Annotated in this window: 28 protein-coding genes; 11 read left to right on the forward strand and 17 right to left on the reverse strand. The window is 71.4% G+C overall.

Going from position 1 to position 24,652, the window contains the following annotated elements; all coding sequences use genetic code 11:
* Positions 1-126: 126 nt before the first annotated feature.
* The 3 genes from OHS58_RS25145 to OHS58_RS25155 are packed head-to-tail and all read left to right on the forward strand — an operon-like array spanning position 127 to position 2,104.
* A complete protein-coding gene (locus OHS58_RS25145; protein WP_326947383.1) occupies positions 127-315 on the forward strand; it encodes a hypothetical protein in 189 nt (62 codons plus the stop codon).
* A gap of 48 nt (positions 316-363) precedes the next feature.
* Positions 364-1,536, forward strand: a complete 1,173-nt coding sequence (locus tag OHS58_RS25150) for an acyl-CoA dehydrogenase family protein (protein WP_326947382.1) — start codon at positions 364-366, stop codon at positions 1,534-1,536.
* A gap of 37 nt (positions 1,537-1,573) precedes the next feature.
* Positions 1,574-2,104 (forward strand): NIPSNAP family protein, encoded by a 531-nt coding sequence (locus tag OHS58_RS25155; RefSeq protein ID WP_328644208.1) that lies wholly within the window; start codon positions 1,574-1,576, stop codon positions 2,102-2,104.
* Here the strand turns inward: OHS58_RS25155 and OHS58_RS25160 are convergent.
* Positions 2,090-2,659: an NUDIX hydrolase gene (locus OHS58_RS25160; protein WP_328644209.1), complete on the reverse strand. Its 570-nt coding sequence runs from the start codon at positions 2,657-2,659 to the stop codon at positions 2,090-2,092. The two genes, OHS58_RS25155 and OHS58_RS25160, sit on opposite strands and share 15 nt — an antisense overlap.
* 108 nt (positions 2,660-2,767) lie before the next feature.
* On the opposite strand from OHS58_RS25160, the gene OHS58_RS25165 reads away from it, so the two are divergent.
* Together OHS58_RS25165 and OHS58_RS25170 are read left to right on the forward strand one after the other, a co-directional pair.
* Positions 2,768-2,995, forward strand: a complete 228-nt coding sequence (locus tag OHS58_RS25165; RefSeq protein WP_328644210.1) for a hypothetical protein — start codon at positions 2,768-2,770, stop codon at positions 2,993-2,995.
* Positions 2,992-4,092, forward strand: coding sequence for a hypothetical protein (locus tag OHS58_RS25170; RefSeq protein WP_328644211.1), 1,101 nt, complete (start codon positions 2,992-2,994; stop codon positions 4,090-4,092). The genes OHS58_RS25165 and OHS58_RS25170 overlap by 4 nt, the downstream gene beginning before the upstream one ends.
* On the opposite strand, the gene OHS58_RS25175 is transcribed toward OHS58_RS25170, so the two are convergent.
* Together OHS58_RS25175 and OHS58_RS25180 are read right to left on the reverse strand one after the other, a co-directional pair.
* Positions 4,070-4,954, reverse strand: a complete 885-nt coding sequence (locus OHS58_RS25175) for a transketolase family protein (RefSeq protein ID WP_328644212.1) — start codon at positions 4,952-4,954, stop codon at positions 4,070-4,072. The two genes, OHS58_RS25170 and OHS58_RS25175, sit on opposite strands and share 23 nt — an antisense overlap.
* 4 nt (positions 4,955-4,958) lie before the next feature.
* Positions 4,959-5,651 (reverse strand): thiamine pyrophosphate-dependent enzyme, encoded by a 693-nt coding sequence (locus tag OHS58_RS25180; protein WP_328644213.1) that lies wholly within the window; start codon positions 5,649-5,651, stop codon positions 4,959-4,961.
* 53 nt (positions 5,652-5,704) lie between these two features.
* Here OHS58_RS25180 and soxR point away from each other — a divergent pair, with 53 nt between their 5' ends.
* Both soxR and OHS58_RS25190 read left to right on the forward strand, forming a co-directional pair.
* A complete protein-coding gene (gene soxR / locus OHS58_RS25185; RefSeq protein WP_247062842.1) occupies positions 5,705-6,166 on the forward strand; it encodes a redox-sensitive transcriptional activator SoxR in 462 nt (153 codons plus the stop codon).
* A 33-nt stretch (positions 6,167-6,199) separates the two neighbouring features.
* Positions 6,200-6,748: an RNA 2'-phosphotransferase gene (locus tag OHS58_RS25190; protein WP_328644214.1), complete on the forward strand. Its 549-nt coding sequence runs from the start codon at positions 6,200-6,202 to the stop codon at positions 6,746-6,748.
* A 371-nt stretch (positions 6,749-7,119) separates the two neighbouring features.
* On the opposite strand, the gene OHS58_RS25195 is transcribed toward OHS58_RS25190, so the two are convergent.
* Entirely contained in the window at positions 7,120-7,713 is a 594-nt protein-coding gene (locus OHS58_RS25195) for a TetR/AcrR family transcriptional regulator (RefSeq protein WP_326955050.1), read from the reverse strand.
* A 207-nt stretch (positions 7,714-7,920) separates the two neighbouring features.
* On the opposite strand from OHS58_RS25195, the gene OHS58_RS25200 reads away from it, so the two are divergent.
* Positions 7,921-10,116 carry an MMPL family transporter gene (locus OHS58_RS25200; protein WP_247062839.1) on the forward strand — a complete coding sequence of 732 codons (2,196 nt, stop codon included), beginning with the start codon at positions 7,921-7,923 and terminating at the stop codon, positions 10,114-10,116.
* A gap of 70 nt (positions 10,117-10,186) precedes the next feature.
* Here OHS58_RS25200 and OHS58_RS25205 read toward each other — a convergent pair whose 3' ends face one another.
* Positions 10,187-10,345, reverse strand: coding sequence for a hypothetical protein (locus OHS58_RS25205; protein ID WP_247062838.1), 159 nt, complete (start codon positions 10,343-10,345; stop codon positions 10,187-10,189).
* Between the two features lie 17 nt (positions 10,346-10,362).
* On the opposite strand from OHS58_RS25205, the gene OHS58_RS25210 reads away from it, so the two are divergent.
* Complete coding sequence (locus OHS58_RS25210; protein WP_328644215.1) at positions 10,363-11,100, forward strand: MBL fold metallo-hydrolase; 738 nt, start codon at positions 10,363-10,365, stop codon at positions 11,098-11,100.
* Here the strand turns inward: OHS58_RS25210 and hisB are convergent.
* From hisB to hisD, 3 genes are read right to left on the reverse strand one after another with little or no spacing between them, the layout of a single operon-like run.
* Positions 11,097-11,696 (reverse strand): imidazoleglycerol-phosphate dehydratase HisB, encoded by a 600-nt coding sequence (gene hisB, locus OHS58_RS25215; RefSeq protein ID WP_328644216.1) that lies wholly within the window; start codon positions 11,694-11,696, stop codon positions 11,097-11,099. The two genes, OHS58_RS25210 and hisB, sit on opposite strands and share 4 nt — an antisense overlap.
* Complete coding sequence (locus OHS58_RS25220; RefSeq protein ID WP_328644217.1) at positions 11,693-12,793, reverse strand: histidinol-phosphate transaminase; 1,101 nt, start codon at positions 12,791-12,793, stop codon at positions 11,693-11,695. The genes hisB and OHS58_RS25220 overlap by 4 nt, the downstream gene beginning before the upstream one ends.
* Positions 12,790-14,115, reverse strand: coding sequence for a histidinol dehydrogenase (gene hisD, locus OHS58_RS25225; RefSeq protein WP_328644218.1), 1,326 nt, complete (start codon positions 14,113-14,115; stop codon positions 12,790-12,792). The genes OHS58_RS25220 and hisD overlap by 4 nt, the downstream gene beginning before the upstream one ends.
* An 84-nt stretch (positions 14,116-14,199) precedes the next feature.
* On the opposite strand from hisD, the gene OHS58_RS25230 reads away from it, so the two are divergent.
* Positions 14,200-14,991: a carbon-nitrogen hydrolase family protein gene (locus OHS58_RS25230; RefSeq protein ID WP_328649857.1), complete on the forward strand. Its 792-nt coding sequence runs from the start codon at positions 14,200-14,202 to the stop codon at positions 14,989-14,991.
* 69 nt (positions 14,992-15,060) lie between these two features.
* On the opposite strand, the gene OHS58_RS25235 is transcribed toward OHS58_RS25230, so the two are convergent.
* The 3 genes from OHS58_RS25235 to eccB are packed head-to-tail and all read right to left on the reverse strand — an operon-like array spanning position 15,061 to position 17,845.
* Entirely contained in the window at positions 15,061-15,717 is a 657-nt protein-coding gene (locus tag OHS58_RS25235; protein ID WP_247062829.1) for a response regulator, read from the reverse strand.
* On the reverse strand, positions 15,714-16,412 hold the full coding sequence (locus OHS58_RS25240; protein WP_247062827.1) for a response regulator transcription factor: 699 nt from the start codon (positions 16,410-16,412) through the stop codon (positions 15,714-15,716). The genes OHS58_RS25235 and OHS58_RS25240 overlap by 4 nt, the downstream gene beginning before the upstream one ends.
* 11 nt (positions 16,413-16,423) lie before the next feature.
* Positions 16,424-17,845, reverse strand: a complete 1,422-nt coding sequence (eccB, locus tag OHS58_RS25245) for a type VII secretion protein EccB (RefSeq protein ID WP_328644219.1) — start codon at positions 17,843-17,845, stop codon at positions 16,424-16,426.
* 142 nt (positions 17,846-17,987) lie between these two features.
* Here eccB and OHS58_RS25250 point away from each other — a divergent pair, with 142 nt between their 5' ends.
* Positions 17,988-19,046, forward strand: coding sequence for a type VII secretion protein EccE (locus tag OHS58_RS25250; RefSeq protein WP_326955057.1), 1,059 nt, complete (start codon positions 17,988-17,990; stop codon positions 19,044-19,046).
* Positions 19,047-19,113: 67 nt separating this feature from the next.
* On the opposite strand, the gene eccD is transcribed toward OHS58_RS25250, so the two are convergent.
* Genes eccD through OHS58_RS25280 form a run of 6 tightly spaced genes read right to left on the reverse strand, consistent with a single transcriptional unit; the run spans position 19,114 to position 24,579 of the window.
* Positions 19,114-20,487, reverse strand: a complete 1,374-nt coding sequence (gene eccD, locus OHS58_RS25255) for a type VII secretion integral membrane protein EccD (protein WP_247062821.1) — start codon at positions 20,485-20,487, stop codon at positions 19,114-19,116.
* 37 nt (positions 20,488-20,524) lie between these two features.
* Positions 20,525-20,845, reverse strand: a complete 321-nt coding sequence (locus tag OHS58_RS25260) for a YbaB/EbfC family nucleoid-associated protein (RefSeq protein WP_247062813.1) — start codon at positions 20,843-20,845, stop codon at positions 20,525-20,527.
* On the reverse strand, positions 20,842-21,315 hold the full coding sequence (locus OHS58_RS25265; RefSeq protein WP_326947367.1) for a hypothetical protein: 474 nt from the start codon (positions 21,313-21,315) through the stop codon (positions 20,842-20,844). The genes OHS58_RS25260 and OHS58_RS25265 overlap by 4 nt, the downstream gene beginning before the upstream one ends.
* Positions 21,309-22,673: a WXG100 family type VII secretion target gene (locus OHS58_RS25270; RefSeq protein WP_328644220.1), complete on the reverse strand. Its 1,365-nt coding sequence runs from the start codon at positions 22,671-22,673 to the stop codon at positions 21,309-21,311. The genes OHS58_RS25265 and OHS58_RS25270 overlap by 7 nt, the downstream gene beginning before the upstream one ends.
* 3 nt (positions 22,674-22,676) lie before the next feature.
* Positions 22,677-23,762: a hypothetical protein gene (locus OHS58_RS25275; RefSeq protein WP_328644221.1), complete on the reverse strand. Its 1,086-nt coding sequence runs from the start codon at positions 23,760-23,762 to the stop codon at positions 22,677-22,679.
* Positions 23,763-23,802: 40 nt separating this feature from the next.
* Positions 23,803-24,579, reverse strand: a complete 777-nt coding sequence (locus OHS58_RS25280; protein ID WP_326947363.1) for a WXG100 family type VII secretion target — start codon at positions 24,577-24,579, stop codon at positions 23,803-23,805.
* Positions 24,580-24,652 lie beyond the last annotated feature (73 nt).

A 24,652-nucleotide genomic window follows, 5' to 3' on the forward strand; every position in this document is an offset into this window, starting at 1 on the left:
TGCCATGGGTGGGTGACGCGCCGGAAGAATCTTGAAGACCTGTGTTTCGGCGTCCCGGTCGCTGGGTATCTAGCCACCCGATCGTGTGAGCGCGCTTCCGCGCGCCCGAAACGCCAGGAGGCGGAGATGGCCGAGAACGATGTGCTGTCCCAGATGCTCGACGCCTGGCGCGACGACGTCGAAAGCGTCCCGTTCCCCCAGTTCAACGAGCTGCTGATCCCGCGCCAGCAGGTCCGGCCGCGGGTCGAGCGGCGCTGCACCGCGCGTCCTTCTGTCGCCCGCGTGACGAACGCCACGCAGGGGACAGACGCCTGACTGTGGTTTCCTGCGGGGACCGCACCGACGCGTCCCCTTGGAGCCCTCATGAGCCGCACCCCGGATCCGCACGACTTCCTGGACCTCGACGCCGGGCTCGCCGAGGAGGAACGCGCCATCCGCGACGCGGTCCGCGCGTACGCGAAGGACAACCTGCTGGACCGCGTCGCCGGCTGGTACGAGACGGGCGCGCTGCCCGCGTCGGAGCTGGCGAAGGAGTTCGGCTCGCTCGGCCTGCTGGGCATGCACCTGGAGGGGTACGGCTGCGCCGGCACCAGCGCGGTCGCGTACGGCATCGCGTGCCGTGAGCTGGAAGCCGTCGACTCGGGCCTGCGGAGCTTCGTGTCGGTGCAGGGCTCGCTGGCGATGTACGCGATCCACAAGTGGGGCAGCGAGGAGCAGCGCCAGGAGTGGCTGCCCCGGATGGCCACCGGCGACGCGCTGGGCTGCTTCGGCCTGACCGAGCCGGACGCGGGCAGCGACCCGGGCTCGATGCGCACGCGCGCGGTGCGCGACGGGTCCGACTGGGTGCTGTCGGGCACGAAGATGTGGATCACCAACGGAACCGTCGCCGACGTCGCGGTCGTCTGGGCCCAGACCGACGACGGCATCCGCGGCTTCGTCGTCCCGACGTCGACGCCGGGCTTCACGGCGAACGAGGTCAAGCACAAGCTGTCCCTGCGGGCGTCCCTGACGGCGGAGCTGGTCCTCGACGGTGTCCGGCTCCCCTCGTCGGCGATGTTCCCCGAGGTCAAGGGCCTGCGCGGGCCACTGTCCTGCCTGAACGAGGCCCGCTACGGGATCTTGTTCGGCGTCGTCGGCGCGGCGCGCGCGTGCTACGAATCGGCGTTGGAGTACACGCTGTCGCGGGAGCAGTTCGGGAAGCCGCTGGCGGGTTTCCAGCTGACCCAGCGCAAGCTGGCCGACCTGCTCGTCGAGGTCAACCGCGCCGGCCTGGTGGCGATGCAGATCGGGCGGCTCAAGGACAGCGGGCAGCTGCACCACAACCACGTCAGCTTCGGCAAGATGGCCAACGTCCGGTCGGCGATCGAGGTGGCCCGCACGGCCCGGACGATGCTGGGCGCGAACGGGATTTCGCTGGAGTACCCGGTGATGCGGCACATGGCGAACCTCGAGACGGTGCTGACGTACGAGGGCACCGAGGAGATGCACGCGCTGTCCCTCGGCCAGGCGGTCACGGGGCTGGCCGCGTTCCGCTGATCCTTTTTTGTCGGTGGTGCCGGGTAGCTTTCGCCTCGTGACTTTCACCGAGTACGAAACGGTCCTGGAGCTGCGGCGCTACACGCTGCACCCAGGTCGTCGCGACGACCTGATCGAGCTGTTCGAGCGCGAGTTCGTCGAGCCACAGGAAGCCGCCGGCGCGCACCTGTTCGGCCTGTTCCGCGTGCCGTCTTCCCCGGACGAGTTCTGGTGGCTGCGCGGATTCCGGTCGATGGAGGCCCGGAAGGACGCGCTGGAGGCCTTCTACTTCGGCCCGGCGTGGAAGGCCCACCGCGACGAAGCGAACGAGACGATGATCGACTCGGACAACGTCCTGCTGCTACGCCCGGTCCAACGTGGTCTGACGGCACCACCACCGGGCTCGGAGCTGTACCTGTCCCTTTCGGCGCCGCCTACCGCTTTTGCCACATTCGAGACGGAGCCGTCCCCGAACACCTTCCCCCAGCTGCCGGTCCGCGAAGACGGCCCATTTTCGGTGTCGTTCAGCCGCTCTGCTTCGCCTTCGGGGGTGTTGCTGGAGCCGACGACGCGATCACTGCTCCGGTGAGAGCAGCTCGGTGAGCCCCGTGGGGTAGAGGATCTTGCTGCCATCGCGAAAGTCCGCGACGTCGACCCACCGCGCGGTGGAGTCGTCGTCGAGGATTTGCATCTCCTCTTTGGCATAGAAACCGCGATCGGCGAACGCGGCGTCGTAGAGGAAGACGATCTCGTGCCCGGTCCGCCCTTCCGAGACGAAGACGTTCTCGAGCACCTCGATCCGCGCGCCCACCTCGACGTCGGCGTCGAGTTCCTCCCGGAACTCCCGCCGAAGGGCCTCCGCTCCGGTTTCGCCGAACTCGATCCCCCCACCGAGCGGCCGGTAGAAGGTCTCGTCCTTGACTCCGTCGTGCCCTTCGAAGACGAGCAGAGCGCCCCCACGCCGAATGACCCCGAGCGCGAGCGGCCGAATGGTTGACCCCATACCGCCCACGCTAGCGGGCTCGCCGTCCCGAAGCACGACCCAACCGAGCATCCCCACCCCACCGGCCACCACCACCCCGAAGGCCAGCCAGGCCCACCCACCCCCGAACACCCCGGCAAGGGCGACCACCACGATGCCCACAGCAGGCCCCACCCAGGGCGAAACCCCCATCCCCACCCCGCCTCACGCAGTCGACTGCGCCTGAATGCTGGCCTAACATGGTCCATTCCTGGAGGGCGGGGTGAGGCGATGCGCCTGCTGCGGCTGATGGTCGGCACCGCGCGGGCCGCGACGTTCGCCCAGCACGACCATCCGAGCTACCGTCAGCCCGGCGACCCTCAGCGCGAACCCGATCCCGAGGACGTCAAACCCGAAGCCTGCCCGAGGCGTCGCTGCAAGGGGCGTATCAGGAAGAACAGCTACGGCGACCTCAGCTGCTCGAAATGCGGTTTCGTACCGCCGGCGAAGACCTCATGACCGCGAGCACCTCACTCGCAGATGCCGCAACATCCGTCGGCAACCGAGTCGGCCGGTATTTCAGTGTCGTCGGCATGATCCCGGCACTGTTCCTGGTGCTGTGGGGAGCCGTTCTGATCGCGAGCGACGCGTGGCGTGGTCACCCGAACCTGCCTCGGCTGGGCAGATCCCTGTCCGGTTGGACCTTGAGCAGCTATGCCGGAGCGCTGCTGTGGATCTTGCTGGCATCCTTGATAGTCGGTCTGGTACTGAACCCGCTGCAGTTCGGGATGACGCGGTTGCTCGAAGGCTATTGGGGTAGCTCGGGTCCGGCGCGGCTCGTCCTGCGCTGGCGGATCAGCCGTCATCGACGCCATCTGGACCTGTTGCTCCAGCGCCAAGAGACGCTTCGCGAACGTCAGGCCACGGGACTCGACGAGTTGCTGAGGAAGCTCTACAGCCAAGATCCGAAGACTTGGGACGACCGGACCCGGGAAATTCACCGCAGGAGTATGTTCGATTCAGAGGACGGCGCGAAATTCAGCGGCTTACGGGCCGCCGACGACGCGTTGTTCGGGATTATTCGTTCCCTCCCGGTCATGGCCAGGACGATGCCGACTCGCCTGGGAAACGTTCTGCGCGCCGCGGAAGATCGGGTCGGCAAACAGTACGGGCTCGACGTCATAGCGACCGCTCAGCACTTTTCTCTAGTCGCGGAGCAACGGCATCTCGACCACTTGCGGGACGCACGTCAGCAGTTCGACTTGACCGTGCGCCTGTGTGTCGTCTTCCTGATCGCCACCGCGATGGCCTGTGGCTGCCTGGCCACGGACGGGTGGTGGCTGCTGGCTGCGTTGATACCCTACGCCCTCAGCTGGTTGACCTATCGCGCCTGCGTAGGCGCCGCCGCCGACTACATGGCCGTCATGGCCACCGTGATAGACCTCAACCGCTTCAAACTCTACGAAAGCCTCCACGTCGAACTGCCGCGCAACAGTGTGGAAGAACGTTGGAACAACGAGAAGCTCATGAAACTTCTGGACCAGCAGCGAAAACCCACCGTTCGATACAAACATCCCACAATCGATACTCCGGCTACTCCCCCAGGAACTCCCTGATCGACAGCCCCAGCGACCCCGCGTCCAGCCCGTGGGCCAAGTCGTGGTCCGCGATCTCCCCGTACGTCCGCACCTCCGCGTCCCGTCGCACCCCCAGCGACCGCAGCCGGTGCGGCACATCCGACAAAGCCTCCGACACCCAATACGCCGACGTCCCCGCCAAGTACGGCTCCACCATCACGACCGAAGCCGAAGCAGCGAGCACCGCCGACCGCAAGCCCGCCGCGTCGAAAGGGCGGATCGTCGACGCGTACAGCACCGTCACGTCCAGGCCGGAAGTGGCCCGCAGCACCCGATCCAGCGTCGGCCCCACCGCCACCACGACCCCGCGAGAGCCCGATCGCAGCCGCGTGAACCCCACCCCCAAGTGCGGCGAGGCGTTCTCCTGAGCGGAGAGGCGCAAGTAGACACGGCCGTCTCCCGGGATCGACTCCAGCAAGAGCCGGCGCGCCTCCGACGGATGGCCCGGGACGTGCACCGTCCAGCCCGGCAGAGAATCGATCAACGCCACATCACCCGGGGCCTGGTGCGTCCGGCCCGCCGTCGGCATGTCGTACGACGCGCCGTACGACACCAGTACCCCGCCCAGCTCCTGGTGCGAGAAGTCCAGCTTGATCTGCTCGAACCCGCGCTCCACCAGGAACGACGAGAACGTGTGCACGATCGGCCGCAGCCCCGCCAGCGCCAGGCCCGCGCCCGTGCTGACCAGCAGCTGCTCGCGGATCCCGACGTTGATCACCCGGTCCGGGTGCCGTCGCGCGGCGCCGGCCAGCTGCGCCGCCGAGATGTCCGCCAGGACGATCGCGACGTCCGGGTCGGCGTCGAGGATCTGCTCGGTCGTGGTCAAGAACGTGTCGCGCATGGGTTCAGCCCTTCGGTTCGACGACGGCGACGACCGCGAGCGGCCGGCCCGGGTGCGGGGTGGTGAACGCGTCGTACAGCGCGTCATGGTCGCGGCCGGGGACCGTGCGCGTCTCCCAGCCCTCGACGTCGAACCGGCGCGCGATGCCGCCCGGCCAGCCGCGCGTCGACGACCGGTTGTCGATCACCACCGTCGTGAGGTTCTCGAGCGCGAACCTCGCGGCGACGACGATCGCCTCGTGGTTCGAGCCCTCGTCCAGTTCCGCGTCGCCGATCAGCGTCACCACCTTGGGTGACAACAGGCCGCGGGCGCGCAGGCCCAGCGCCGTGCCGAGCGCGATCGGGAGGCCGTGGCCCAGCGAACCGCTGGAGATCTCGACGCCCGGGATCCGCCGCCGGTCCGGGTGGCGGCCGAGGCGCGACACCGGGTCGGACCACGTCGGCAGCTCCGCCTCGTCCAGGAAGCCTTTCGCGGTCAGCACGGCGTAGTACGCCATCGGCCCGTGCCCCTTCGACAGCAGGAAGCGGTCGCGGTCCGGCTCGCGGAAGTTCTCGGTCGTGATGTCGAGCACGCCGTCGTAGAGCACCCACAGGACGTCCACAGTGGACTCGGCGGCGGCTTGGTGCTTGTCGTCGCCCGTCATCAGCGAGATCAGTCGGGGCAGCTCGGCGTAACCCGGTTCGGTCGCAGTGGTCATGCTTCCGACGATGCAACCTCGACTAAACTCGAAGTCAAGGCTAGCCTGAGCCGGTGACGAGGCTCGCCGAACATCTCAGCATCGGACAAGTGGCAGACCGCAGCGGGGTACCGCACACGGCGCTGCGGTTCTACGAGGAACGAGGGCTGATCAGCTCGGAGCGCTCGGCGGGCAACCAGCGCCGCTACGCGCGTTCGGTGCTGCGGCGGATCGCGTTCATCCGCGCGGCGCAACGGGTCGGCCTCTCATTGGAAGACATCAGCGCGGCGCTGGCGACCCTGCCCGTCGACCACGCGCCGACGAAGGCCGACTGGGCCCGCCTTTCCCGCGACTGGCAGCACGAGCTCGACGCCCGGATCGACGCCCTGCAACGCCTTCGCGACCGCCTCACCGGCTGCGTCGGCTGCGGCTGCCTGTCCCTGCGCAGCTGCGCGCTCTACAACAACGACGACGACCTCGCGCGCTTCGGGCCCGGCGCCAGCAAACTGCGTCCCGCGGTCGAGGGCGGCATCTAATTCGCTTGCCCGCGGCGGGATCCTGGGGAGGTAATGAACGACAAAGAAATGATCCGCATCTCGAAACGGCTGGCGCTGCACCTGCGCCACGACCCCGCCGCGATCGGCCTCACCCTCGGCCCCGGCGGCTGGGTGGCGGTCGACGCGCTCCTGCGCGCGCTGCGCGCCCACGGGTTCACGCTCACCCGCGAGCAGCTCGACGAAGTCGTCGAGACCAACAGCAAACGCCGGTACGCCTTCGACGAAACCGGCACCATGATCCGCGCGAGCCAGGGCCACAGCGTGGCCGTCGACCTCGGTCTGACGAACGCGACGCCACCGGCCGTCCTCTACCACGGCACGGTGGCGAAGTTCCTCGACGCGATCCTGCGCGACGGACTGCGCCCGATGAACCGCCACGCCGTCCACCTGTCGGCGACGATCGACACGGCCCGGACGGTCGCCGCCCGCCGCGGCAAGCCGGTCATCCTGCGCGTGGACGCCGCGGCGATGACGGCCGCGGGCCGCACCTTCCAGGTGAGCGCGAACGGCGTCTGGCTGACCGCCGCGGTGCCGCCGGAACACCTCCACCGCCTGGCCTGACACGGACGACACGCGCACCTGAGCGGACGACGGGCGTACCCAGAGGGTCGGCTCGCGTATCGGGACAGTCGGCTCGCGTGCCCGAGGGCTCGGCTCGCGCACCCAGACGGTCGGCTCGCGAATCTGGACGGTCGGCTCGCGTACCTGGACGGTCGGCTCGCGTACCTGGACGGTCGGCTCGCGTACCTGGACGGTCGGCTCGCGGGATCAGAACCCGAACTCGCGTGATTGGGCGCGGGACTCGCGTGATTAGGCGCGTATCTCGCGTGATTGGGGGGGCGACTCGCGTGACTGGAGGGTCGACTCGCGTGACTGGGGGGTCAACTCGCGTAATTGGAGGGTCGACTCGCGAGGCGGGAGGCGGCGCGGGGTTAGAGGGTTGAGACTGGGAGGTGGGCTCGGCGGCGGGGGCGGCCCAGGAGGCGGCGGCCGACGTCGAGGAGTTCCGTGCGGAGTTCTTCGTCGTCGAGGGCGGCCAGGTCCGGGGAGCCGCCGGCCATCGCGATGCCCGTCAGGGCCACCATCGCGTTGACGCGGGCCGCCGTGTCCGGGTCCGGGCCCGACAGGATGCCGAGCAGCGCCTGGCCGAAGCCCTCCATGCCGCCGTGGGCCGACTTCTCGATCGCGCGGATGAGGCCCGGGTCGCTCGAGAACAGCGCCACCAGCGTGCGGTGCCGGACCACCAGGTCGACGAACCCCTCCAGCAGCAGGTCCACCTGCGCGCCGCGGCGCTTCTGCGCGGCCGCGCGCAGGACCAGCTCGTCCAGGTCGCGGATACCGGGCTCGGCGACGGCCTCGGTGAGCTCCGCCTTCGTCTTGAAGTGGTAGTAGACCGCGGCCTTCGTGATGCCGAGCGCGTCGGCGATCATCTGCAGCGACGTGCCTTCGACCCCGTGTTCGGTGAACAGCCGCAGCGCGGTGTGCAGCAGTCGGGTCCGGGTGTCCTCGGCCGGGCCGGCGGTCATTCTTCCTCCTCAGCGAGTCGTCGGAGCGTACGTCAAGCCCCTCTTCACGGGCAAACCCGCTTACTTGCCGATCGGCAAGCGAACTCCTTGCTGTTCGACAAGTCACATACTTGCCGATCGGCTTGGACGCCTCCTTGCCGATCGGCTAGCTTGGAAAGTAATCAGATGGAGTGAACCGACCCCGTTCGGGCGAAACGGAGCTGACTCGTGGCGACCTTCCTATACCGGCTTGGCCGGTTGTCGTTCCGGCGGCGCGCGCTGGTCGCGGCCGTCTGGGCGGCCGTACTCGTGGCCCTCGGACTGGGCGCGCTGACGCTGTCGGGCCAGCTGTCCAACTCGGTGACCATCCCCGGCACCGAGTCGCAGCGGGCGATCGACCAGCTCACCGAGAAGTTCCCGCAGGCCAACGCCGGGGGCGCCACCGCGCGCGTCGTGATCGAGGCCCCGGCCGGGACCACCGTGGCCGACGCCCGGGGCAAGGCCACCGTCGAGGCGCTCGTCGGGCAGCTGAAGACCGCCCCGAAGGTGTCGAGCGTCGTCGACCCGTTCCAGGCCCAGTCGATCTCGCCCGACAAGCGTGTCGCCCTCGCGCAGGTCAGCTACGGCGCGAAGGCCTACGAGCTCACCGACGAAGACCGCCAGGCGCTGCTGAACACCGCGAACGCCGCCCGCGCGGCCGGGTTCACCGTCGAGCTCGGCGGTGACGCGGTGCAGGGCATCCCGGAAACCGGCGCGACCGAAGGCCTGGGTGTCGCGGTCGCGGCCGTCGTGTTGATCATCACCTTCGGCTCGCTGATCGCCGCCGGGATCCCGCTGCTCACCGCGCTGATCGGCGTCGGCACCGGGATGGGCGGCATCTTCCTCGCCTCCGGCTTCCTCGAGCTGAACTCGAACACGCCGATCCTGGCGCTGATGATCGGGCTCGCCGTCGGCATCGACTACGCGCTGTTCATCGTGTCGCGCTACCGGCACGAGCTCAAGCTCGGCCGCAGTCCCGAGGAAGCCGCGGGCCGCGCGACCGGCACCGCCGGGTCCGCCGTCGTCTTCGCCGGCCTCACCGTGATCATCGCGCTGGCCGGGCTGACCGTCATCGGCATCCCGTTCCTCGGCCAGATGGGCGTGGCCGCCGCGGTCACCGTCGCGGTCGCCGTCGTCATCGCGCTGACGCTGCTGCCCGCGATCCTCGGCTTCGCCGGGAAGCGGGTCGCCGGCGAGCGGATCCGCCTGCGCCGCAAGCCGGTCGAGACGACGCACGGCGAGCGCTGGGCGCGGTTCGTCGCCCGCCACCGCTGGCCGGTGCTGCTCGTCGCGCTGGCCGGGATGGCCGTCGTCGCGCTGCCCGCCCTCGGCATGCAGCTCGGCCTGCCCAACGACAGCACCGCCGCGCCGGAGTCCACGCAGCACAAGGCGTACGAGATCGTCAGCCGCAGCTTCGGCGAAGGCGCGAACGGGCCGCTGCTGGTCGTCGTCGACGTCGGCTCGAGCACCAACCGCCAGGCCGCGCTCGGCCAGGCCGCGGCCGACATCCAGAAGCTGCCCGACGTCGCCGCCGTCACCCCGCCGAAGGTCAACCAGAACGGTGACACGGCGTTGCTCTCGGTGATCCCCAAGAGCGGGCCGAGCAGCACCCAGACCGAGGACCTCGTCGCGGCGATCCGCACCGAATCCGGGACGCTGCAGGAGGCGACCGGCGCGAAGCTGGCCGTCACCGGGCAGACGGCGGCGAACATCGACGTCTCGGAGAAGCTGTCCGACGCGATGCTGCCCTACCTCGCCCTGATCGTCGGGCTGGCGTTCATCCTGCTGATGCTGGTGTTCCGCTCGGTCGTGGTGCCGCTGAAGGCGACGATCGGCTTCCTCGGCTCGGTCGCCGCGACGTTCGGCGCCGTGGTCGCGGTGTTCCAGTGGGGCTGGCTGACGGACCTGCTCGGCGTCGAGTCGACCGGGCCGATCATGAGCATGCTGCCGATCCTGCTCATCGGTGTCCTCTTCGGACTCGCGATGGACTACCAGGTGTTCCTGGTGACGCGGATGCGCGAAGAGCACGTCCACGGCGCCGAACCCCAGGAGGCCATGGTCACCGGCTTCCGGCACGGCGCCCGCGTGGTCGTCGCGGCGGCGCTGATCATGATCAGCGTGTTCGCCGGGTTCATCCTGGCCGAGTCGACGCTGATCCAGTCGATCGGCTTCGCGCTGGCGTTCGGCGTGCTGGTGGACGCGTTCGTGGTCCGGATGACGCTGGTGCCGGCCGTGATGTCGCTGCTCGGCCGCGGTGCTTGGTGGCTGCCGAAGTGGCTGGACCGGATCCTGCCGGACGTCGACGTCGAGGGCGAGAAGCTCACGAAGCACCTGGACGACGCCCCTGGCGACGACCCGCGCGAACTGGTCGGCGCGAGCCGCTAGCCGCAAAGTCCGTGAAGGCCTCCTTACCGGCTCTTATGGCCGGTAAGGAGGCCTTCACGGCTTTACGGGGTCAGCTGGCGAACCAGAAGATGGCGCCGCCGATGGCCAGTACGGCCGCGATGCCCAGCACCACGGCCATGAACTTGGCCGTCTTCCAGGCCGAATAGACGCCGCCCACCAGGAAACCACCCAGGGCCAGCAGCAGGACGCCCACCACTTCCTTGCTCACGCTGGTTAGGGTGCCACATGCCGTTCGACGTGATCGTGCTGGGCAGTGCCAGCCCCTACCCGCGCCCCGGCGCGCCGTGCTCGGGGTACCTCGTGCGCAGCGCGGGCGCCACGCTCTGGCTGGACGCCGGGCCCGGCACCCTGGCCGCGCTGCAGGAGCACACCACCCTCACCGACGTCGACGCGATCTGGATCTCGCACCTGCACGCGGACCACGTCGCCGACCTGCTGCCGGCGGTGTACGCGCTGCTGTTCGCCGATCTCCGGCCGGCACGGCCGATCCCGCTGTACGGCCCGCCGGGCATCGCGGACCGGCTCGGCGCGTTCCTGACGAACACCGCGGCGGCACCGATCGGCGAGGCGTTCGAGGTGCACGAACTGCACGACGGTCACTTCGCCGAGGCCGGCGGGCTGACACTGGCGACCACGGCGGTGGAACACGGCTTCCCGGCGTTCGGCGTCCGCGTGACCGACGGCGACCGGGTGCTGGCGTACTCCGGCGACACCGGCCCGTGCGCTGCGCTCACCGACCTGGCCAACGGCGCCGACCTGTTCCTCTGCGAGGCGGACGGGCCGGAGCCGTCGACGGTGCACCTGACGCCGGAGGACGCCGCCCGGGCCGCGCACACCTCCGGGCGGTTCGTGCTGACCCACCTCGGGCCGTTCCTCGGCGCCGCCGACGCTGTCGAGCGCGCCTCGGCCGTCCACACGGGACAGGTCGAGGTCGCGACGCCCGGCGCGGTGTTCGCGGTCTAGAGCACGCCCTTCGTGGAGGGGATGCCGCCCGCTCGGGGGTCCGGTTCCGTTGCCGCGCGCAGGGCCCTTGCCACCGCCTTGTACTCCGCCTCCGCTATGTGGTGCGGGTCGCGGCCGTGGATGACGCGGACGTGCAGCGCTATCTGGGCGTGGAACGCCAGCGAGTCGAACACGTGGCGGGTCAGCACGAACGGGTAGTTGCCGCCGATCGTGAAGGTGGTGAACTGCTCCGGCTCGCCCACGTGCACACAGTACGGGCGGCCCGAGACGTCGATCGCCGCGTGGGCCAGGGTTTCGTCCATCGGGATCCAGGCGTCGCCGAAGCGGCGGATGCCGCTCTTGTCGCCCAGCGCCTGGCGGAGCGCCTGGCCGAGCACGATCGCCGTGTCCTCGACCGTGTGGTGCGCGTCGATGTGGACGTCGCCCGTCGCCTCGACCTTGAGGTCCAGCGAGCCGTGCACGCCGAACGCCGTCAGCATGTGGTCGTAGAACGGGACGCCGGTCGAGATCTCCACCTCGCCCGAGCCGTCGAGGTCCAGCTGCACGGAGATCGAGGACTCCTTGGTGGTCCGTTCGACCTTGCCGATGCGCGTCATCGTGATACTTCCTTACTCGCCTCGAGGAAGGCGTCGTTCTCCTCCGGGGTGCCGATGCTGACGCGCAGGTGCCCGGGGATGCCCGGGTCCCGGATCAGCACTCCGGCGTCCAAATAGGACTTCCACGCGGTCGCCGGCGAAGCGAACCGTCCGAAGAGGACGAAGTTCGAGTCGCTCGGCACCGGGTCGAAACCCAGACCCGCCAAGGCTTCCACGACGCGGTCGCGTTCCGCGGCCAGCTTGTGCACGGTGCCCAGCGTCGCGTCGGCGTGGCGCAGCGCGGCGCGCGCGGCCGCCTGGGTCAGCCGCGAGAGGTGGTACGGCAGGCGCACCAGCAGCAGCGCGTCGACGACCGCGGGGGCCGCCGCCAGGTAGCCGAGCCGGCCGCCGGCGAAGGCGAACGCCTTGCTCATCGTGCGCGACACGATCAGCCGCGCCGGGTAGTCGGCCAGCAGCTCGACCGCGCTCGGCTGCGACGAGAACTCCGCGTACGCCTCGTCGACGACGACGATCCCGGTGGCCGCGTCCAGCACCACGCGCAGCTCGTCGAGCGGGATCGAGCCGCCGGTCGGGTTGTTCGGGCTGGTGACGAACACGATGTCCGGCCGCTTCTCCCGGATCACCGACGCCGCCGCGGCCGTGTCGAGCGTGAAGTCGGCGCGGCGCGGCGCCGGGAGCCACTCGGTACGTGTGCCCGACGCGATGATCGGGTGCATCGAGTACGACGGCTCGAAGCCGAGCGCGCTGCGCCCGGGACCGCCGAAGGCCTGCAGGATCTGCTGCAGCACCTCGTTGGACCCGTTGGCGGCCCAGACGTTCTCCTCGGTGAGCACGACCCGCGTCGACACGCTCAGGTAGTCGGCCAGGTCGTGACGCAGCTCGAGGGCGTCGCGGTCCGGGTAGCGGTGCAGCTCGGCCGCCTCCGCGCGGACCGCCTCGGCGACGTCCGCGACCAGCTCGGGCGGCGGCGGGTACGGGTTCTCGTTGGTGTTGAGCCGGACCGGGACGTCCAGCTGCGGCGCGCCGTAGGGCGACTTGCCGCGCAGGTCCTCGCGCAGCGGCAGCTCGTCCAGCGTGATCTCTTCGCCGATGGTCATCGGGCCTCCCCCGCGAATCGGGCCGTGACGGCTTCGCCGTGCGCCGGCAGGTCCTCGGCGTTGGCCAGCGCGACGACGCGGCCGGCGACCTCGCGCAGGGCGTCCTCGGAGTAGTCCACGACGTGGATGCCCTTGAGGAAGCTCTGCACGGACAGGCCCGAGGAGTGGCGGGCGAACCCGCCGGTGGGCAGCACGTGGTTGGAGCCGGCGCAGTAGTCGCCGAGCGACACCGGGGCGTACGCGCCGACGAAGATCGCGCCGGCGTTGCGGACGCGGGCGGCGACCTCGCGCGCGTTCGCCGTCTGGATCTCGAGGTGCTCGGCGGCGTAGGCGTCGACCACGGTCAGGCCGTCATCCACAGTGGACACCAGGATGACGCCGGACTGCTTGCCGCCCAGGGCTTCGGTGACGCGCTCGGTGTGCTTGGTCGCCGGGACGCGGCCTGCCAGCTCCTTGTCGACGGCGTCGGCCAGCTCCTCCGACGTCGTCACCAGGACGCTCGCGGCGAGCGGGTCGTGCTCGGCCTGGCTGATCAGGTCGGCGGCGACGTGCAGCGGGTCGGCCGTCTCGTCGGCGAGGATGGCGATCTCGGTCGGGCCGGCTTCGGAGTCGATGCCGATCAGGCCGCGCAGCATGCGCTTCGCCGCGGTCAGGTAGATGTTGCCCGGGCCGGTGACGACGTCGACCGGGGTCAGCTCGGTGCCGTCGGTGTCCGTGCCGCCGTAGGCCAGCAGCGCGACGGCCTGCGCGCCGCCGACGGCCCACACCTCGTCGACGCCCAGCAGCTCGGCCGCGGCGAGGATGGTCGGGTGCGGCAGGCCGGCGAACCCGGCCTGCGGCGGCGAGCAGACGACCAGCGAGCCGACGCCGGCGATCTGCGCCGGGACGACGTTCATCACCACGGTCGACGGGTACACCGCGAGCCCGCCCGGCGCGTACAGCCCGACGCGCTCGACCGGGACCCACTTCTCGGTGACCGTGCCGCCGTCGACGACCGTGGTCGTGACGTCGGTGCGGCGCTGCCCGTCGTGCACCTTGCGGGCCCGGGTGATCGACTCCTCCAGCGCGGCGCGCACGGCGGGGTCGAGCTGGGCGAGGGCCTGGGTGAGCCGCTCGCGCGGCACGCGCACGCTCACCGGCCGGACCTTGTCGAACTTCTCGGTGTACTCCAAGACGGCTTCGACACCGCGATCGCGGACCGCCTCGACCACCGGCCGCACCTGATGCAGCGCCGCGTCCACGTCGTATTCGGCACGCGGGAGGGTGGCGCGCAGTTCGGCGGCGGTCGGGACCTGCCCACGCAGGTCGGTGCGGTTCAGCATGCCCACCAGGGTACGAGGTCACGATCCCGGCCCGTTCGGCGATACTCCCCGGTGACGGCGGATCCCAGCATGCAGGAGGCCACGGTGGCGCGAATCGCGTTGTGCCAGCTCAACTCGGGTGACGACCCGGAAGCGAACCTGAAGCTGGTTCGCTCGGGCGTCGAAGCGGCGGTCGCCGACGGCGCCCGGATCGTCGTGTTCCCGGAGGCGACGATGGCGCGCTTCGGCCGGCCCCTCGACACGGTCGCCGAGCCGCTGGACGGGCCGTGGGCGTCGGCGGTCGCCGCGGTGGCGGCCGAGCACGACACGGTGATCGTCGCCGGGATGTTCACCCCGGCGGACGGCCGGGTGCGCAACACGCTGCTGGTCACCGGCGGCGGGCACCACCGCGGTTACGACAAGATCCACCTCTACGACGCGTTCGGCTTCGCCGAGTCCGACACCGTGGCCCCGGGTGCCACCCTGACGACGTTCGAGTTCGAAGGCGTCGTCTACGGCGTCGCGACGTGCTACGACGTCCGGTTCCCGGAGCTCTTCCGGTCGCTGGCCGACGACGGCGCCGACGTCGTGCTGCTGCCGGCGTCGTGGGGCGCGGGCGAGGGCAAGCGCGAGCAGTGGGAGGTCCTGGTGCGGGCCCGCGCGCTGGACTCGGGCTGCTGGGTCCTGGCGTGCGGCCAGGCCGACCCGGCGGCGACGGGCGTCACGGTGAACCCGAAGGCGCCGACGGGCATCGGCTACTCCCTGGCGTCCGACGGCTTCGGCCGGGTGCACGCCGCGGCGGGCCCGGGCGCGGAGACGCTGGTGGTGGACGTCGACCCGGCGGTGGCCGCGCGAGCCCGCACCGCCACCGGCGCCCTGGCCAACCGCCGCCTCTGAATCCCGAAGGCGGCACTTTCACGTGAAAGTGCCGCCCCCTGGTGGTCACTTTCACGTGAAAGTGCCGCCTTAGCGGAGCAGGCCTTCGCGGATCGCCACCCGGACGAAGCCCGCGCGGCGGCGTTCGCCCGTCTTGTCGCGGATGCGGTCCAGGTAGGAGCGGACCGTGCGGACGCTGATGTTGAGGATCTCCGCGACGTCGACGTCGCGCTCGCCCGCCGCCACCAGGCGCAGTACCTGCTTCTCGCGCTCCGACAGCACTATCTTCGGCCCGGCGTGCCGCTCCTCGCTGTCCTGGATGATCATCCCGGCCAGCGTCGGCGACACGTAGGCGTTGTCGTCGGCGATCGTGCGGATGGCGCGCAGCAGCTCGTCGCCGTCGACGTCCTTCGACAGGAAGCCCTTCGCGCCCGCCTGCATCGCGCCCAGGACCTCGGGCTGCTCCGCGTGCGCGGACACCACCAGCACCTTGTGCCCCATGTGCCCCACCTCCAGGACCGCGGCGGCGTCCTGGACGCCGCGCAGCTTGAGGTCGAGCACCACGACGCTGCCGGCCGGCTGTTCCTGCACGGCGAAGCGGGCCACCGAGTCGGCGACCGCGCCCAGCTCGATGTCCGGGGCCTCGGTGAGCACGCGGGTCAGCGCGTACCGGTAGAGCGGGTGGTCCTCGATCACGCCGACGCGGATGCGCCGCGGGGCCGGGGTCTGCTCGCCGGAGTCGCTCACTTGCGACCGCCGCGCCGCGGGCCGGACCCGCCGATGAGACCGCGCCGGATGGCTTCCTTGACCAGCCCCGGCCGTCGGCGTTCGCCCGTCTTGTCGCGGATCCGGTCGAGGTAGCCGCGCACCGTCCGGACGCCGATGCCGAGGATCAGGGCGATGTCGACGTCCCGCTCCCCCGCCGCGACCAGCCGCAGCACCTGTTCCTCACGCGGCGACAGCTCGACCTCGGCCGCGGTGACCGGGCGGTCGGCGTTGTCCTTGATGATCATCCCGGCGACCACCGCCGAGACGTACGCGCCGCCGTCGGCGACCGTTTTGATCGCGATCAGCAGCTCGTCGGCGTCGACGTCCTTCGACAGGAAGCCGCGCGCGCCGGCCGCGATCGCGCCGAGCACGACGTCCGGTTCCGCCTGGGCGGACACGACGAGCACGTGGTGGCCCAGCTCGCAGACCTCCAGCACGGCCGCCGCGCCCGCGACGCCCGGGAGGCCGAGGTCGAGCAGCACCACGCTGCCCGGCGGCTGCCGGTGGACGTGGAAGCGCGCGACCGAGTCGACCACCGCGCCGAGCTCGACGAAGTCGGCCTCGGCCAGCACGCGCTCCACGGAAACGCGGTACAGCGGGTGGTCCTCGACGACCGCGACCCGGATCTTGCCCATCGCGGCCAGTGCGTCTTCGGTCGAGCGCTCTTCTGTCATGTGCACGACTTTCACCCCGTTCCACCCGACGGGGCCGGCCGGCCGGCGGTGGCCGGATCCAGCGCGGGGCCCGTCGGCACCAATGCGAGCAAACTACCTGCGATCGACTGGCGGGCCACTCCTCCGTACCCCAGCGAGGCCAGCGCCTGTGTGTTCACCACCGGATACTTCAAGCCCGTGTCGGTCACCAAGTACGTCGTCGCCGAACCCGCTTCGACGACCACCGCACCTCCCGACGGCGGCACGAACACCTCGTCCGCCACCCGTGCTTCGGAGCGGGTCGCGACCTGGATGGCCCGGGATCCGGCGGGCAGCGGAAGTTCGGCCGAAACGAGCAACCGGTTCCCCTGACTGCACAGCGTCACCGAGTTCCCGGTGATCGGCGCCTTGCCGGGGATGCGGTCCGGGAAGGCGGCCGGGTCGGCGCCACCGGCGCGGGGCGCGGCGAGCTTCGGCGCCCCGGCGACGTCGGCGGCGCGCACCTGGACCGGCGCCGGAGTGCCGGCGTAGGCCGCCGCGTTGGCCTCGGTCGTCACCAGCAGGCTCGCCTCGGTCTGCCCGACCGGCTCGAGCCCGTCCGCGCGGACCAGGTAGTACGACGTCGCGGTGCCGGGCGCGGCCATCGCGTCGACCACGGAAAGCACTTCGCCGACGCGCGTGTCGCGGCCGCCCACGACAGGCCCGCGGCCGCCGGCGCCGTCGACCGGCAGCGCGGTGAGGTCCCGCCCGGAGGCGACGGTGTCGATCCAGCGGGCGGACACCGCGATCGTCGGGTAGCTGTCGAACTGCAGCGCGGTCGCGGCCTCGTCGCCGAGCTTGTAGCGCCGGCCGCCGCTGAGCAGGAACTTCTCGCCCTGCGGCAGCCGGACGATGACGCCCTGGTCACGCGGCAGTTCGACGCCGGACGCGGGCGCGGCGAGCAGGACGGCGGTGCGCGGCTCGGCCGACGCGGGCGCGTCCTGGGTGGTCCGGCTGCAGCTCGTCCAGGGTGCGGTGACCAGCGCCGGCGCCGCGGGCAGCGAGTCGGGGGCGCCGGCGATGCCGATCTGGGCGCCGCGCCCGGCCTTGCCGAGGTTCTCCGAGGACACCGAGACGGTCGCGTCGCCGTTGCCGCCGGCCAGCAGCCGGGCGGAGGCGTAGTTGAGGACCGGGTGCAGCACGCCGTCGGCGCCGAGGACGAACCGCGCGCCGGTGCCCTCTTCGACGATCACCTTGCCGCCGGCCAGCCAGTCTTTACCGCCGGAGGGGTTCAGCAGGCCGATGATGCCGAAGACGGCGGTCACGAGCAGAGCGGCGACGAGGCCCAGGACGGTGCCGAGCACGAGGCGGCGGCTGGGCGAGACGGGGTGGTTGGCGTCGGCGGCGACGAGCGCGGAGACCAGCCTGCGGCGGAGGAACTGGTACGCCTGGATCTGGTCCCGCTGCGTCCACACGCTGCTGCGCCCCCGGTGTGTGCGTACCGACCCTCCGAGCCGTTGATGCTAAGCACCCGATCCGGGCACGGCGAGGGTAATTTTTACGCCCACGCCGTATCTGGGGAGGTACTAGCGTCCCGGACCGGGGAAAGGGGAACCTGTGTCCGTCGGAACCGCTGAATCCGCCGTCCGCCCGGCGCCGCCGCGACCCGCTCGCGCGCCGCTGCCCTGGCTGCTGCCGATCCGGCCGCTGCAGGCCGCGGTGTGGGAGATCGCGGCCATCGCCGCGCTGCTCGCGTGGACCGTCGGCGGCCTCGCGCAGCCGGTCAGGATCGGCGTCAGCGCCGCCGCCGGGCTGGTGGTGCTGCTGACGTCGGTGCGGTTCGCCGGGCGGCACCCGGCCGGCTGGACGCTGACGTGGATCGCGTACCGCCTGCGACGGCACGACACCCGTCACGACAGCCCGGACCCGTTGATGCGCGTCGCCGGACCGGTGAAGGTGCGCCAGCACGTCGACCGCGCGGGCAACCGCTTCGGCGTCGCGGAGGTCGACGGCGGGTGGAGCGCGCTGGTGCGCCTCACGCCCGGGTCGGGCTCGCCCTCGTCCGCGGTGCTGGTGGACATCCTGCGCGCGGCCTACCGCCGCACCGACGTCCCGCTGGCGTCGGCGCAGCTGCTGACGTGGGCGGTCCCGCGCGGCGACCAGGTGCTGCGGGTGCGCTGGCTGGCCGTGCGCTACCGCCCGGACCTCGCGCCGATCGCGGCGCTGGCCCGCGGCGGCGGCGACCTGGGTGCGTTGCGCAGCACGGCGTCGGCGGCGCTGAGCCTGATGGGCGAGCTGGCCGAGGCCGGCTACCCGAGCACGGTGCTGGAGGCGGGCGAGCTGGGCCAGGAGCTGCGGGTGGCGCTGGGCGTCCAGGGTCCGTCCGCCGCGCAGGCCGACCACTGGCGGGCGTGGACGTGGGGCGAGGCGAGCCAGATGTGCTTCATGCCGCGTTCGGTGCGGACGCTGGACGTCTCGGTCCCGGAGGCGGCCTTCACGGCGACGTCGTACACGCTGCGCCGCACGGCGGCGGGCAAGGAACACGAGGAGCTGACGATCCGGGTGGGCGGCCGTCCCGGCAAGCCGGTGCCGTCACCGGGCCACTCGGCCGTCCCGCTGCACGGCCGGCACGGCGCCGGAGTCCGCCGCACGCTCCCGCTGGCGCTGGACTCCTGAAAGCCGTGAAGGCCTCCTTACCGGCTCTTATGGCCGGTAAGGAGGCCTTCACGGCTTTGGACCAGCGTCAGCCGCGGACGGCTTCGTAGACTCCCGCGATCATGCCGACGAACGGGACCAGCGAGAGCAGCACCAGGAACTCCGAGACGTCCAGCAGCCGTGACCAGTACGGCGATCGCAGGCCGCGCGCTACCCGGGTGGCGTAGGCCAGGCAGATCGCCGCCGCGAGGACGACCGCGCAGCCCGTCGCGAAGATCGCCGTGCGGTTGCCCGAGGCCACCAGCCAGCCGCCCGCGACGACCAGGCTCGTGATGCCGAAACCCACCAGCACCAGGCGTTGCGTCTTCCCCGCGTACGACCGCGACCGCAGGATCCACGCCAGGCCCAGCACCGCCGCCAGCCCGGCGTCCCACGGGCCGCCGGTCGCCAGCACCACCGTCGAGAACAGGACCACCAGGCCCAGCGCCACCAGCAGGCCCGTCAAGACGGCTTGGGCGCGCGACGTCCGGCCGAACATCTCGTCGCCCAGCGACGGCTGTTCGTCGGCGCGGAAGGCCTCCATGTCCTCCGGCACCCGCGGCAGCGGGAGCCGCGCGAGGCGCAGCGCCAGCATCGGGGCCACCGCGGCCAGCGCCGTGGCGAGGACCGCGGCCACCGCCGCGGCCGCCACCGGAGTGGTGCCGGCCAGCAGCACGACCCCGGTCGTCACCGCGCCGAAGCCGGCCGCGACCGTGATCGCGACGAACCACGGCAGCCGGTCGGCGACCGAGACCGCCGCGAGCACGCCGTAGATCGTCACGGCGGCGAACCCGGCGGCCAGCGGGCCGGCCGACAGCGAGAACAGCGGGTGCGGTGGCAGCACGGACATCCCGGCCAGCAGCGCGACGCCGACCCCGGCGAGCGACCCGGCCGCGCCGGCCTCGGCGTCGCCGTACGCGCGGCTCAGCGCGCCGCCGCCCAGGAGCAGCACCAGCGCCAGCAGCCCGGTCCCGATCGGGGCCAGCACGCTGCCGGACGCCGCGGCCTGCACCAGCAGCCCGCCCGCGAGCAGCAGCACGACCGCGGCCACCAGCCCGGACCGCCGCGCGACCGACGGACCCCAGCCGCCGTTCGAGTCGGCGACGCTGGCGATCGAATCGATGACGTCGTCGAACAGCAGCGGACCCCGCGGGCGTTCCCGCGGGGTCAGGTGGAGGACTTCGCCGTCGCGGATCTGGGCCGCGGCGACGCTCAGGCCGAGTGCGAGTGGCGCCCCGCCGAGCCGGGAGAGCACCCAGCCGGGATGGTCGGCCGACGCCTGCCCGGCGGCGCCGGCCAGCCGCACCAGCTGCGGCACCAGCTCGGCGAACGTCGATTGCTGCGGCAGCGCGACGTCCACCCGGGCCCGCGGCGTGACCACGGTGACCCGGCGGGTTGTCCCCGTGATTGCGGCGGCCGTCATCGTGGCGCCTCCGCGGGAAAGAACACGTCGGCGGTCATCAGATGTTCTTGGCGGCCGAGATGACCGGGGCGAACTTCGCGTTCGAAGCCTCGGCGAGCTTCGTGAGCCCGGCGTTCACCGCCTCCAGCACGATCTCCGAGAGGTTGCGGGCGTCGTACTCGCGGATCGCGCGGGGGTCGATGTCGATCGAGGTGAACCGGCCGTCGCCGCGGAGGGTGACGGTGACCTCGTTCTGCCGCGAGTGCGCCTTGACCTCCATCGCCTCGACCGTGCGCTGGATCCGCTGGACCTCTTCGGTCTGCTTGCGCACCTGCGCCAGCAGTTCGTCCATGTCCGGCACCGCGTACGGATCGGTCACTGTTGTCTCCCTTCGTGCTGGCGGACGTGGACGCTGCCGACGAACCGCTGGAAACCGGGTGAGAGCGCCCGCGCGGTCGCGGGCGCGGCCGTGCAGGCGAGCTCGAGCACCAGCCGCTGCTCCGGCGTGGCGCCGGGGACGGTCAGGTGCACCTGGGTCTGGATCAGCTCGGTGCCCTCGCCGGTGCGCAGGCGCAGCAGCTGCATGACACCGGGCGCGGCCGGGGCGCCGACGTCCCGGTGGCTGAGGACGTCGAGCCCGGCCGAGCTGAGGGACAGGCGTTCGACGGCTTCGGCGGCGATGTCGTCGATCGACTTCGCGTCGGGCCGCTGCTGCACGCTCACCGTGATGTTCGGGACGAACTCGCCGGCCGGCGCGTCGTGCACGGCGACGAACACCGCGCCGGAGTCGCCGGGGTCGACGGCCGTCCAGCCGTCGGGGATCACGAAGTCCAGGGGAAGGGTCACCACGCCCCCACCGACGAAACCGCGTCGTCCCAAGCGGAACCGACGGCGTTGGCGGCGTCGTGCGCCGCGGTGCCGACGTAGTCGGCGGCCGCGCCGCCGTACTCGCTGATCGTGTGGCCGACCTTCGGCAGGTCGATGTCGATCTTCGCGCCGACGCCCGCGCCGAAGCCGAGCGCGGCACCCGCCTTGAAGTTGACCTTGAGGTGGCCGGCGTCGTAGACGGCCTGGGCGTCGAGCTGCGCGCCGATGCCGTACTGCAGCGTGCCGTTCGCGCCGACGCCGATGCCGGCGACGTCCGCGGCGACCTCGCCCTCGACCTTGCCGCCGACGAAGACGTTCGCGTGCGCGCCGACGCCGTGCGCGCCGAGCGTGCCGGACGCGCTCGCCTCGCCGCCGGCGAACACCGTGCCCTTGGCGTGCGCCGAGGAGACACCCCAGTCGCCCTTGAGCTCGCCCTCTTCCTTCACCGCGGCCAGCTCGGTGTGCCCGGACGCGCCGACGTCCCAGCCCTTCGACGTGATCTTCCCGTCGTACTCCGGGGTGAGCCCGTCCTGGTCCTGCTTGAACTTGTAGTAGGTGATCTCGGTGTTGTTGCCCAGCTTGTCCTTGAGCCCTTCGGGCTTCGGCTGCCCGAACGGCGTGTCCGCCTTCTTCGGCGCGCGCGTGCCCTCCAGGCCGTCCCAGGTGAGCTTCTTCCAGCCCGAGTTCTTGAACCACGACGGCGCGTCGCGCGGCCGCTTGCGCCCGTCGAGCGGGCTGCCGTTGAGCCAGCCCAGCGGACCCGCGGTCTTCTTGCCCAGCTTGTACTCCAGCCGCTGGGTGCCCTCGGGCGGGAACAGCTCGGCGAGCGCGTCGGAGTACTCGTCGACGACCTGGCGGGCCGCCTGGACGCTCTGCTCGCCGAGCTGCCGGGCGGCCTGGATGAACGCGCCGACCGAGGCGGAGTTCACCGCGCGGGCCTGCGCGGTCAGCTGCTGGGCGTACTGGTCGAACTGCGCGAGCACCGAATCGACGGCGGCCTTCGCGGACTGCACGAGCTGGGCCGCCGTGCTGAGCCGTTTCGCCTGGTCGTCGAGCTTCGTGGCGGCGTCGGTCAGCTCCCCGCCCAGTTTCCGCGCCGCGGTGGCGAACGCGGTGTAGGCGTCGCCGTCCCAGTCCGCGTGCAGCGTCTTCGCGGACTCGTCGATCTCCTTGGCCTTGCCGGAAACCGTCGAGGCCTGGGTGGCGACCCGCTGCGACGCCGCGCTCAGCGCGCCCGGGTCACCCGTGACGCGCCGCTGGCACTCGACGAGGACCTGCCGGTACCCGGACAGCACGGAGCTGGCCACTCCCGACGCGTCGACGACCCCCGAGCCCGTCATCGGCTAGTTCCCGGCCGCGTCGTAGCCGACGTGCTGGCTGAAGTGCTTGCCGTCGTAGTCGAGGTTGATGTCGACGTCGAAGTCCTGCCCACCCGGAGCCTCCACAGTGGACTCCCCGGTGGTGAGGTTGGTGTGGATGACGACCTCGTTCGCGCCGCCGGCCGCGCCCGCGCCGCCGGTGACCGGGGCGGGCTGGGTGACGGGCTGGGTGACCGGCGCCGGCTGGGTCGGCACGGTGGCGCCGTTCTGGGCCGGGTCCACGGCGATCCAGCTGTTCGACGGGTCGAGCGGGGTGCCGTTGGCCGTCACCGGCGTCGTGGCTCCGGTCGCTCCGGTGCTGGAACCGCCGCCGGTGGCGAGCGCGGGCGGGGTGTAGTCGGTGAACGAAGGCTGCTGCGGGATCCCCCCGCCGCTCCCGCCCGCCACCGCCTGCTGCCCGGCCGGGCTCGCCACCGACGACGGGGCCTGCGGGGCCGTGACCGGGGTGGTCCCGGCCGACGGCGTCGTCGCTCCCGCGGTTCCGGTGTCGTGGTGGAACAGCTTCTCGATCTCCCCGATGACCGTCGCCAGCTGGGTGATCTGCTGGGCGAGGTCGGTCGCGCCGAGCGCCTTGAGCAGCGCGCCGATCGACGTGATGAAGGCCCGCAGCGACGCGCTCGTGCCGGTCGACAAAGCGACCGCCGCGCCGTAGGTCCACGGGTTCGACATCAGCGAGGCGACCGTCGGGTTCACCGCGGCGACGACCGCGCGGTAGGCCTCCTGCGCGGTCTTGATCAGCGTGCCGGAGATGCCGAGCAGCTCGGCACCCTTCTGGACCACGCCGATGATCTTGGTGAGCTGGTCGAGGGAGTCGGTGATCTTCTTCAGCGCCGACTCGCTCGCCGCGCCCGACCAGATCTTGCCGAGCTGGTCGGCGGCCTTGGACAGCTCGGTGTACATGCTCAGGAACTGCTCGGCCTTCTTGACCAGGTCGAGCACGTGCTGGGCGATCTGCTCCGGCTGGCCGGTGACGATCTGCGGCAGGATGGTGATCGGCCCGCCCGAGGACGCGGTCGCGTCCATCGCGCTGGAGTTCGGGAAAGTCAGCATCGGACGACCTCACAAAGTCTCATCGGGCGGGAAACACAGCTCAGACGACGGAAGCGGGCCGGTACACACTGACTTTCGCCAGTCCGCTGATGCGGGCGTCGAGGAGCCCGTGGTTGTACAGGCGGCCGCCGTCGCCGGCGACGCCGATGACCGGCTGGCGGTCGGAGAACAGCAGCGGCTCGACCACCACGACGTCCCCGCTGTGCACGCCGCCGGGGACGTCGGAGAACGTGCGGGCGGTGCCGGCGTAGACCTCGATCAGCCCCATCCGCGCCTGGTTGTCGGCGTCGCCGGCGAGCCAGTCGTTGAAGTCGGCGACCCCGTGGAAGCGGGTGTCGGTGATCGGGTGGTCGCCGAGCTTGCCGAGGTCCGCGTCGCCGAGGTAGCGCAGGACGTTGCCGACCGACGACGGCTCGCCGTGGGCGCCCGCGCTGTCATTGATCGCCAGGGTGGCGAGCTCGGAAGCGTGCGAGTTCCCCCAGATCGACGCGGGCGGTGTGGCCCCGCCGGTCGCGGTGCCGCCCCCGTAGCCGGTGGCGACGTCCTGGTCCGCCGCCTGGTAGGCGTCGGCGCTGGCCTTGACGAGCCCGTTGATCTGCTGCAACAGCTGCAGGAGCGTGCGGACCGCGGTGATCTGGCCGGAGTGCAGGGCGGCGTTGGCGGCGGCGACCGCGCTGCCGAACGTCGCGAACGACGTCGGCTGCACGACCAGGCGTTCCAGATCGGCCACGGCGTTGATGCCGTGGGCGATGATGCCCCCGACGTTGCCCACGGCGGAGCGCATCGCCTCGGGCTCCGCCCGGTACTCGCCGGCCATGGCTCTCCTTCCGCGGATGGCTGCTCGGCAGAGCGTAAGTTCGTCCCCGGAAGCGGGCGGACGGCAAAAGTAC

It is taken from the genome of Amycolatopsis sp. NBC_00348, from assembly GCF_036114655.1.
Lineage (GTDB): Bacteria > Actinomycetota > Actinomycetes > Mycobacteriales > Pseudonocardiaceae > Amycolatopsis.

Bases quoted from the DNA above. Each gene is read 5' to 3' on its own strand.
- OHS58_RS25145 (WP_326947383.1), top strand. From the start codon at position 127: ATGGCCGAGAACGATGTGCTGTCCCAGATGCTCGACGCCTGGCGCGAC.
- OHS58_RS25150 (WP_326947382.1), top strand. From the start codon at position 364: ATGAGCCGCACCCCGGATCCGCACGACTTCCTGGACCTCGACGCCGGG.
- OHS58_RS25165 (WP_328644210.1), top strand. From the start codon at position 2,768: ATGCGCCTGCTGCGGCTGATGGTCGGCACCGCGCGGGCCGCGACGTTC.
- OHS58_RS25170 (WP_328644211.1), top strand. From the start codon at position 2,992: ATGACCGCGAGCACCTCACTCGCAGATGCCGCAACATCCGTCGGCAAC.
- OHS58_RS25175 (WP_328644212.1), bottom strand. From the start codon at position 4,954: ATGCGCGACACGTTCTTGACCACGACCGAGCAGATCCTCGACGCCGAC.
- OHS58_RS25180 (WP_328644213.1), bottom strand. From the start codon at position 5,651: ATGACCACTGCGACCGAACCGGGTTACGCCGAGCTGCCCCGACTGATC.
- OHS58_RS25190 (WP_328644214.1), top strand. From the start codon at position 6,200: ATGAACGACAAAGAAATGATCCGCATCTCGAAACGGCTGGCGCTGCAC.
- OHS58_RS25195 (WP_326955050.1), bottom strand. From the start codon at position 7,713: ATGACCGCCGGCCCGGCCGAGGACACCCGGACCCGACTGCTGCACACC.
- OHS58_RS25210 (WP_328644215.1), top strand. From the start codon at position 10,363: ATGCCGTTCGACGTGATCGTGCTGGGCAGTGCCAGCCCCTACCCGCGC.
- hisB (WP_328644216.1), bottom strand. From the start codon at position 11,696: ATGACGCGCATCGGCAAGGTCGAACGGACCACCAAGGAGTCCTCGATC.
- OHS58_RS25220 (WP_328644217.1), bottom strand. From the start codon at position 12,793: ATGACCATCGGCGAAGAGATCACGCTGGACGAGCTGCCGCTGCGCGAG.
- hisD (WP_328644218.1), bottom strand. From the start codon at position 14,115: ATGCTGAACCGCACCGACCTGCGTGGGCAGGTCCCGACCGCCGCCGAA.
- OHS58_RS25240 (WP_247062827.1), bottom strand. From the start codon at position 16,412: ATGACAGAAGAGCGCTCGACCGAAGACGCACTGGCCGCGATGGGCAAG.
- eccD (WP_247062821.1), bottom strand. From the start codon at position 20,487: ATGACGGCCGCCGCAATCACGGGGACAACCCGCCGGGTCACCGTGGTC.
- OHS58_RS25270 (WP_328644220.1), bottom strand. From the start codon at position 22,673: ATGACGGGCTCGGGGGTCGTCGACGCGTCGGGAGTGGCCAGCTCCGTG.
- OHS58_RS25275 (WP_328644221.1), bottom strand. From the start codon at position 23,762: ATGCTGACTTTCCCGAACTCCAGCGCGATGGACGCGACCGCGTCCTCG.
- OHS58_RS25280 (WP_326947363.1), bottom strand. From the start codon at position 24,579: ATGGCCGGCGAGTACCGGGCGGAGCCCGAGGCGATGCGCTCCGCCGTG.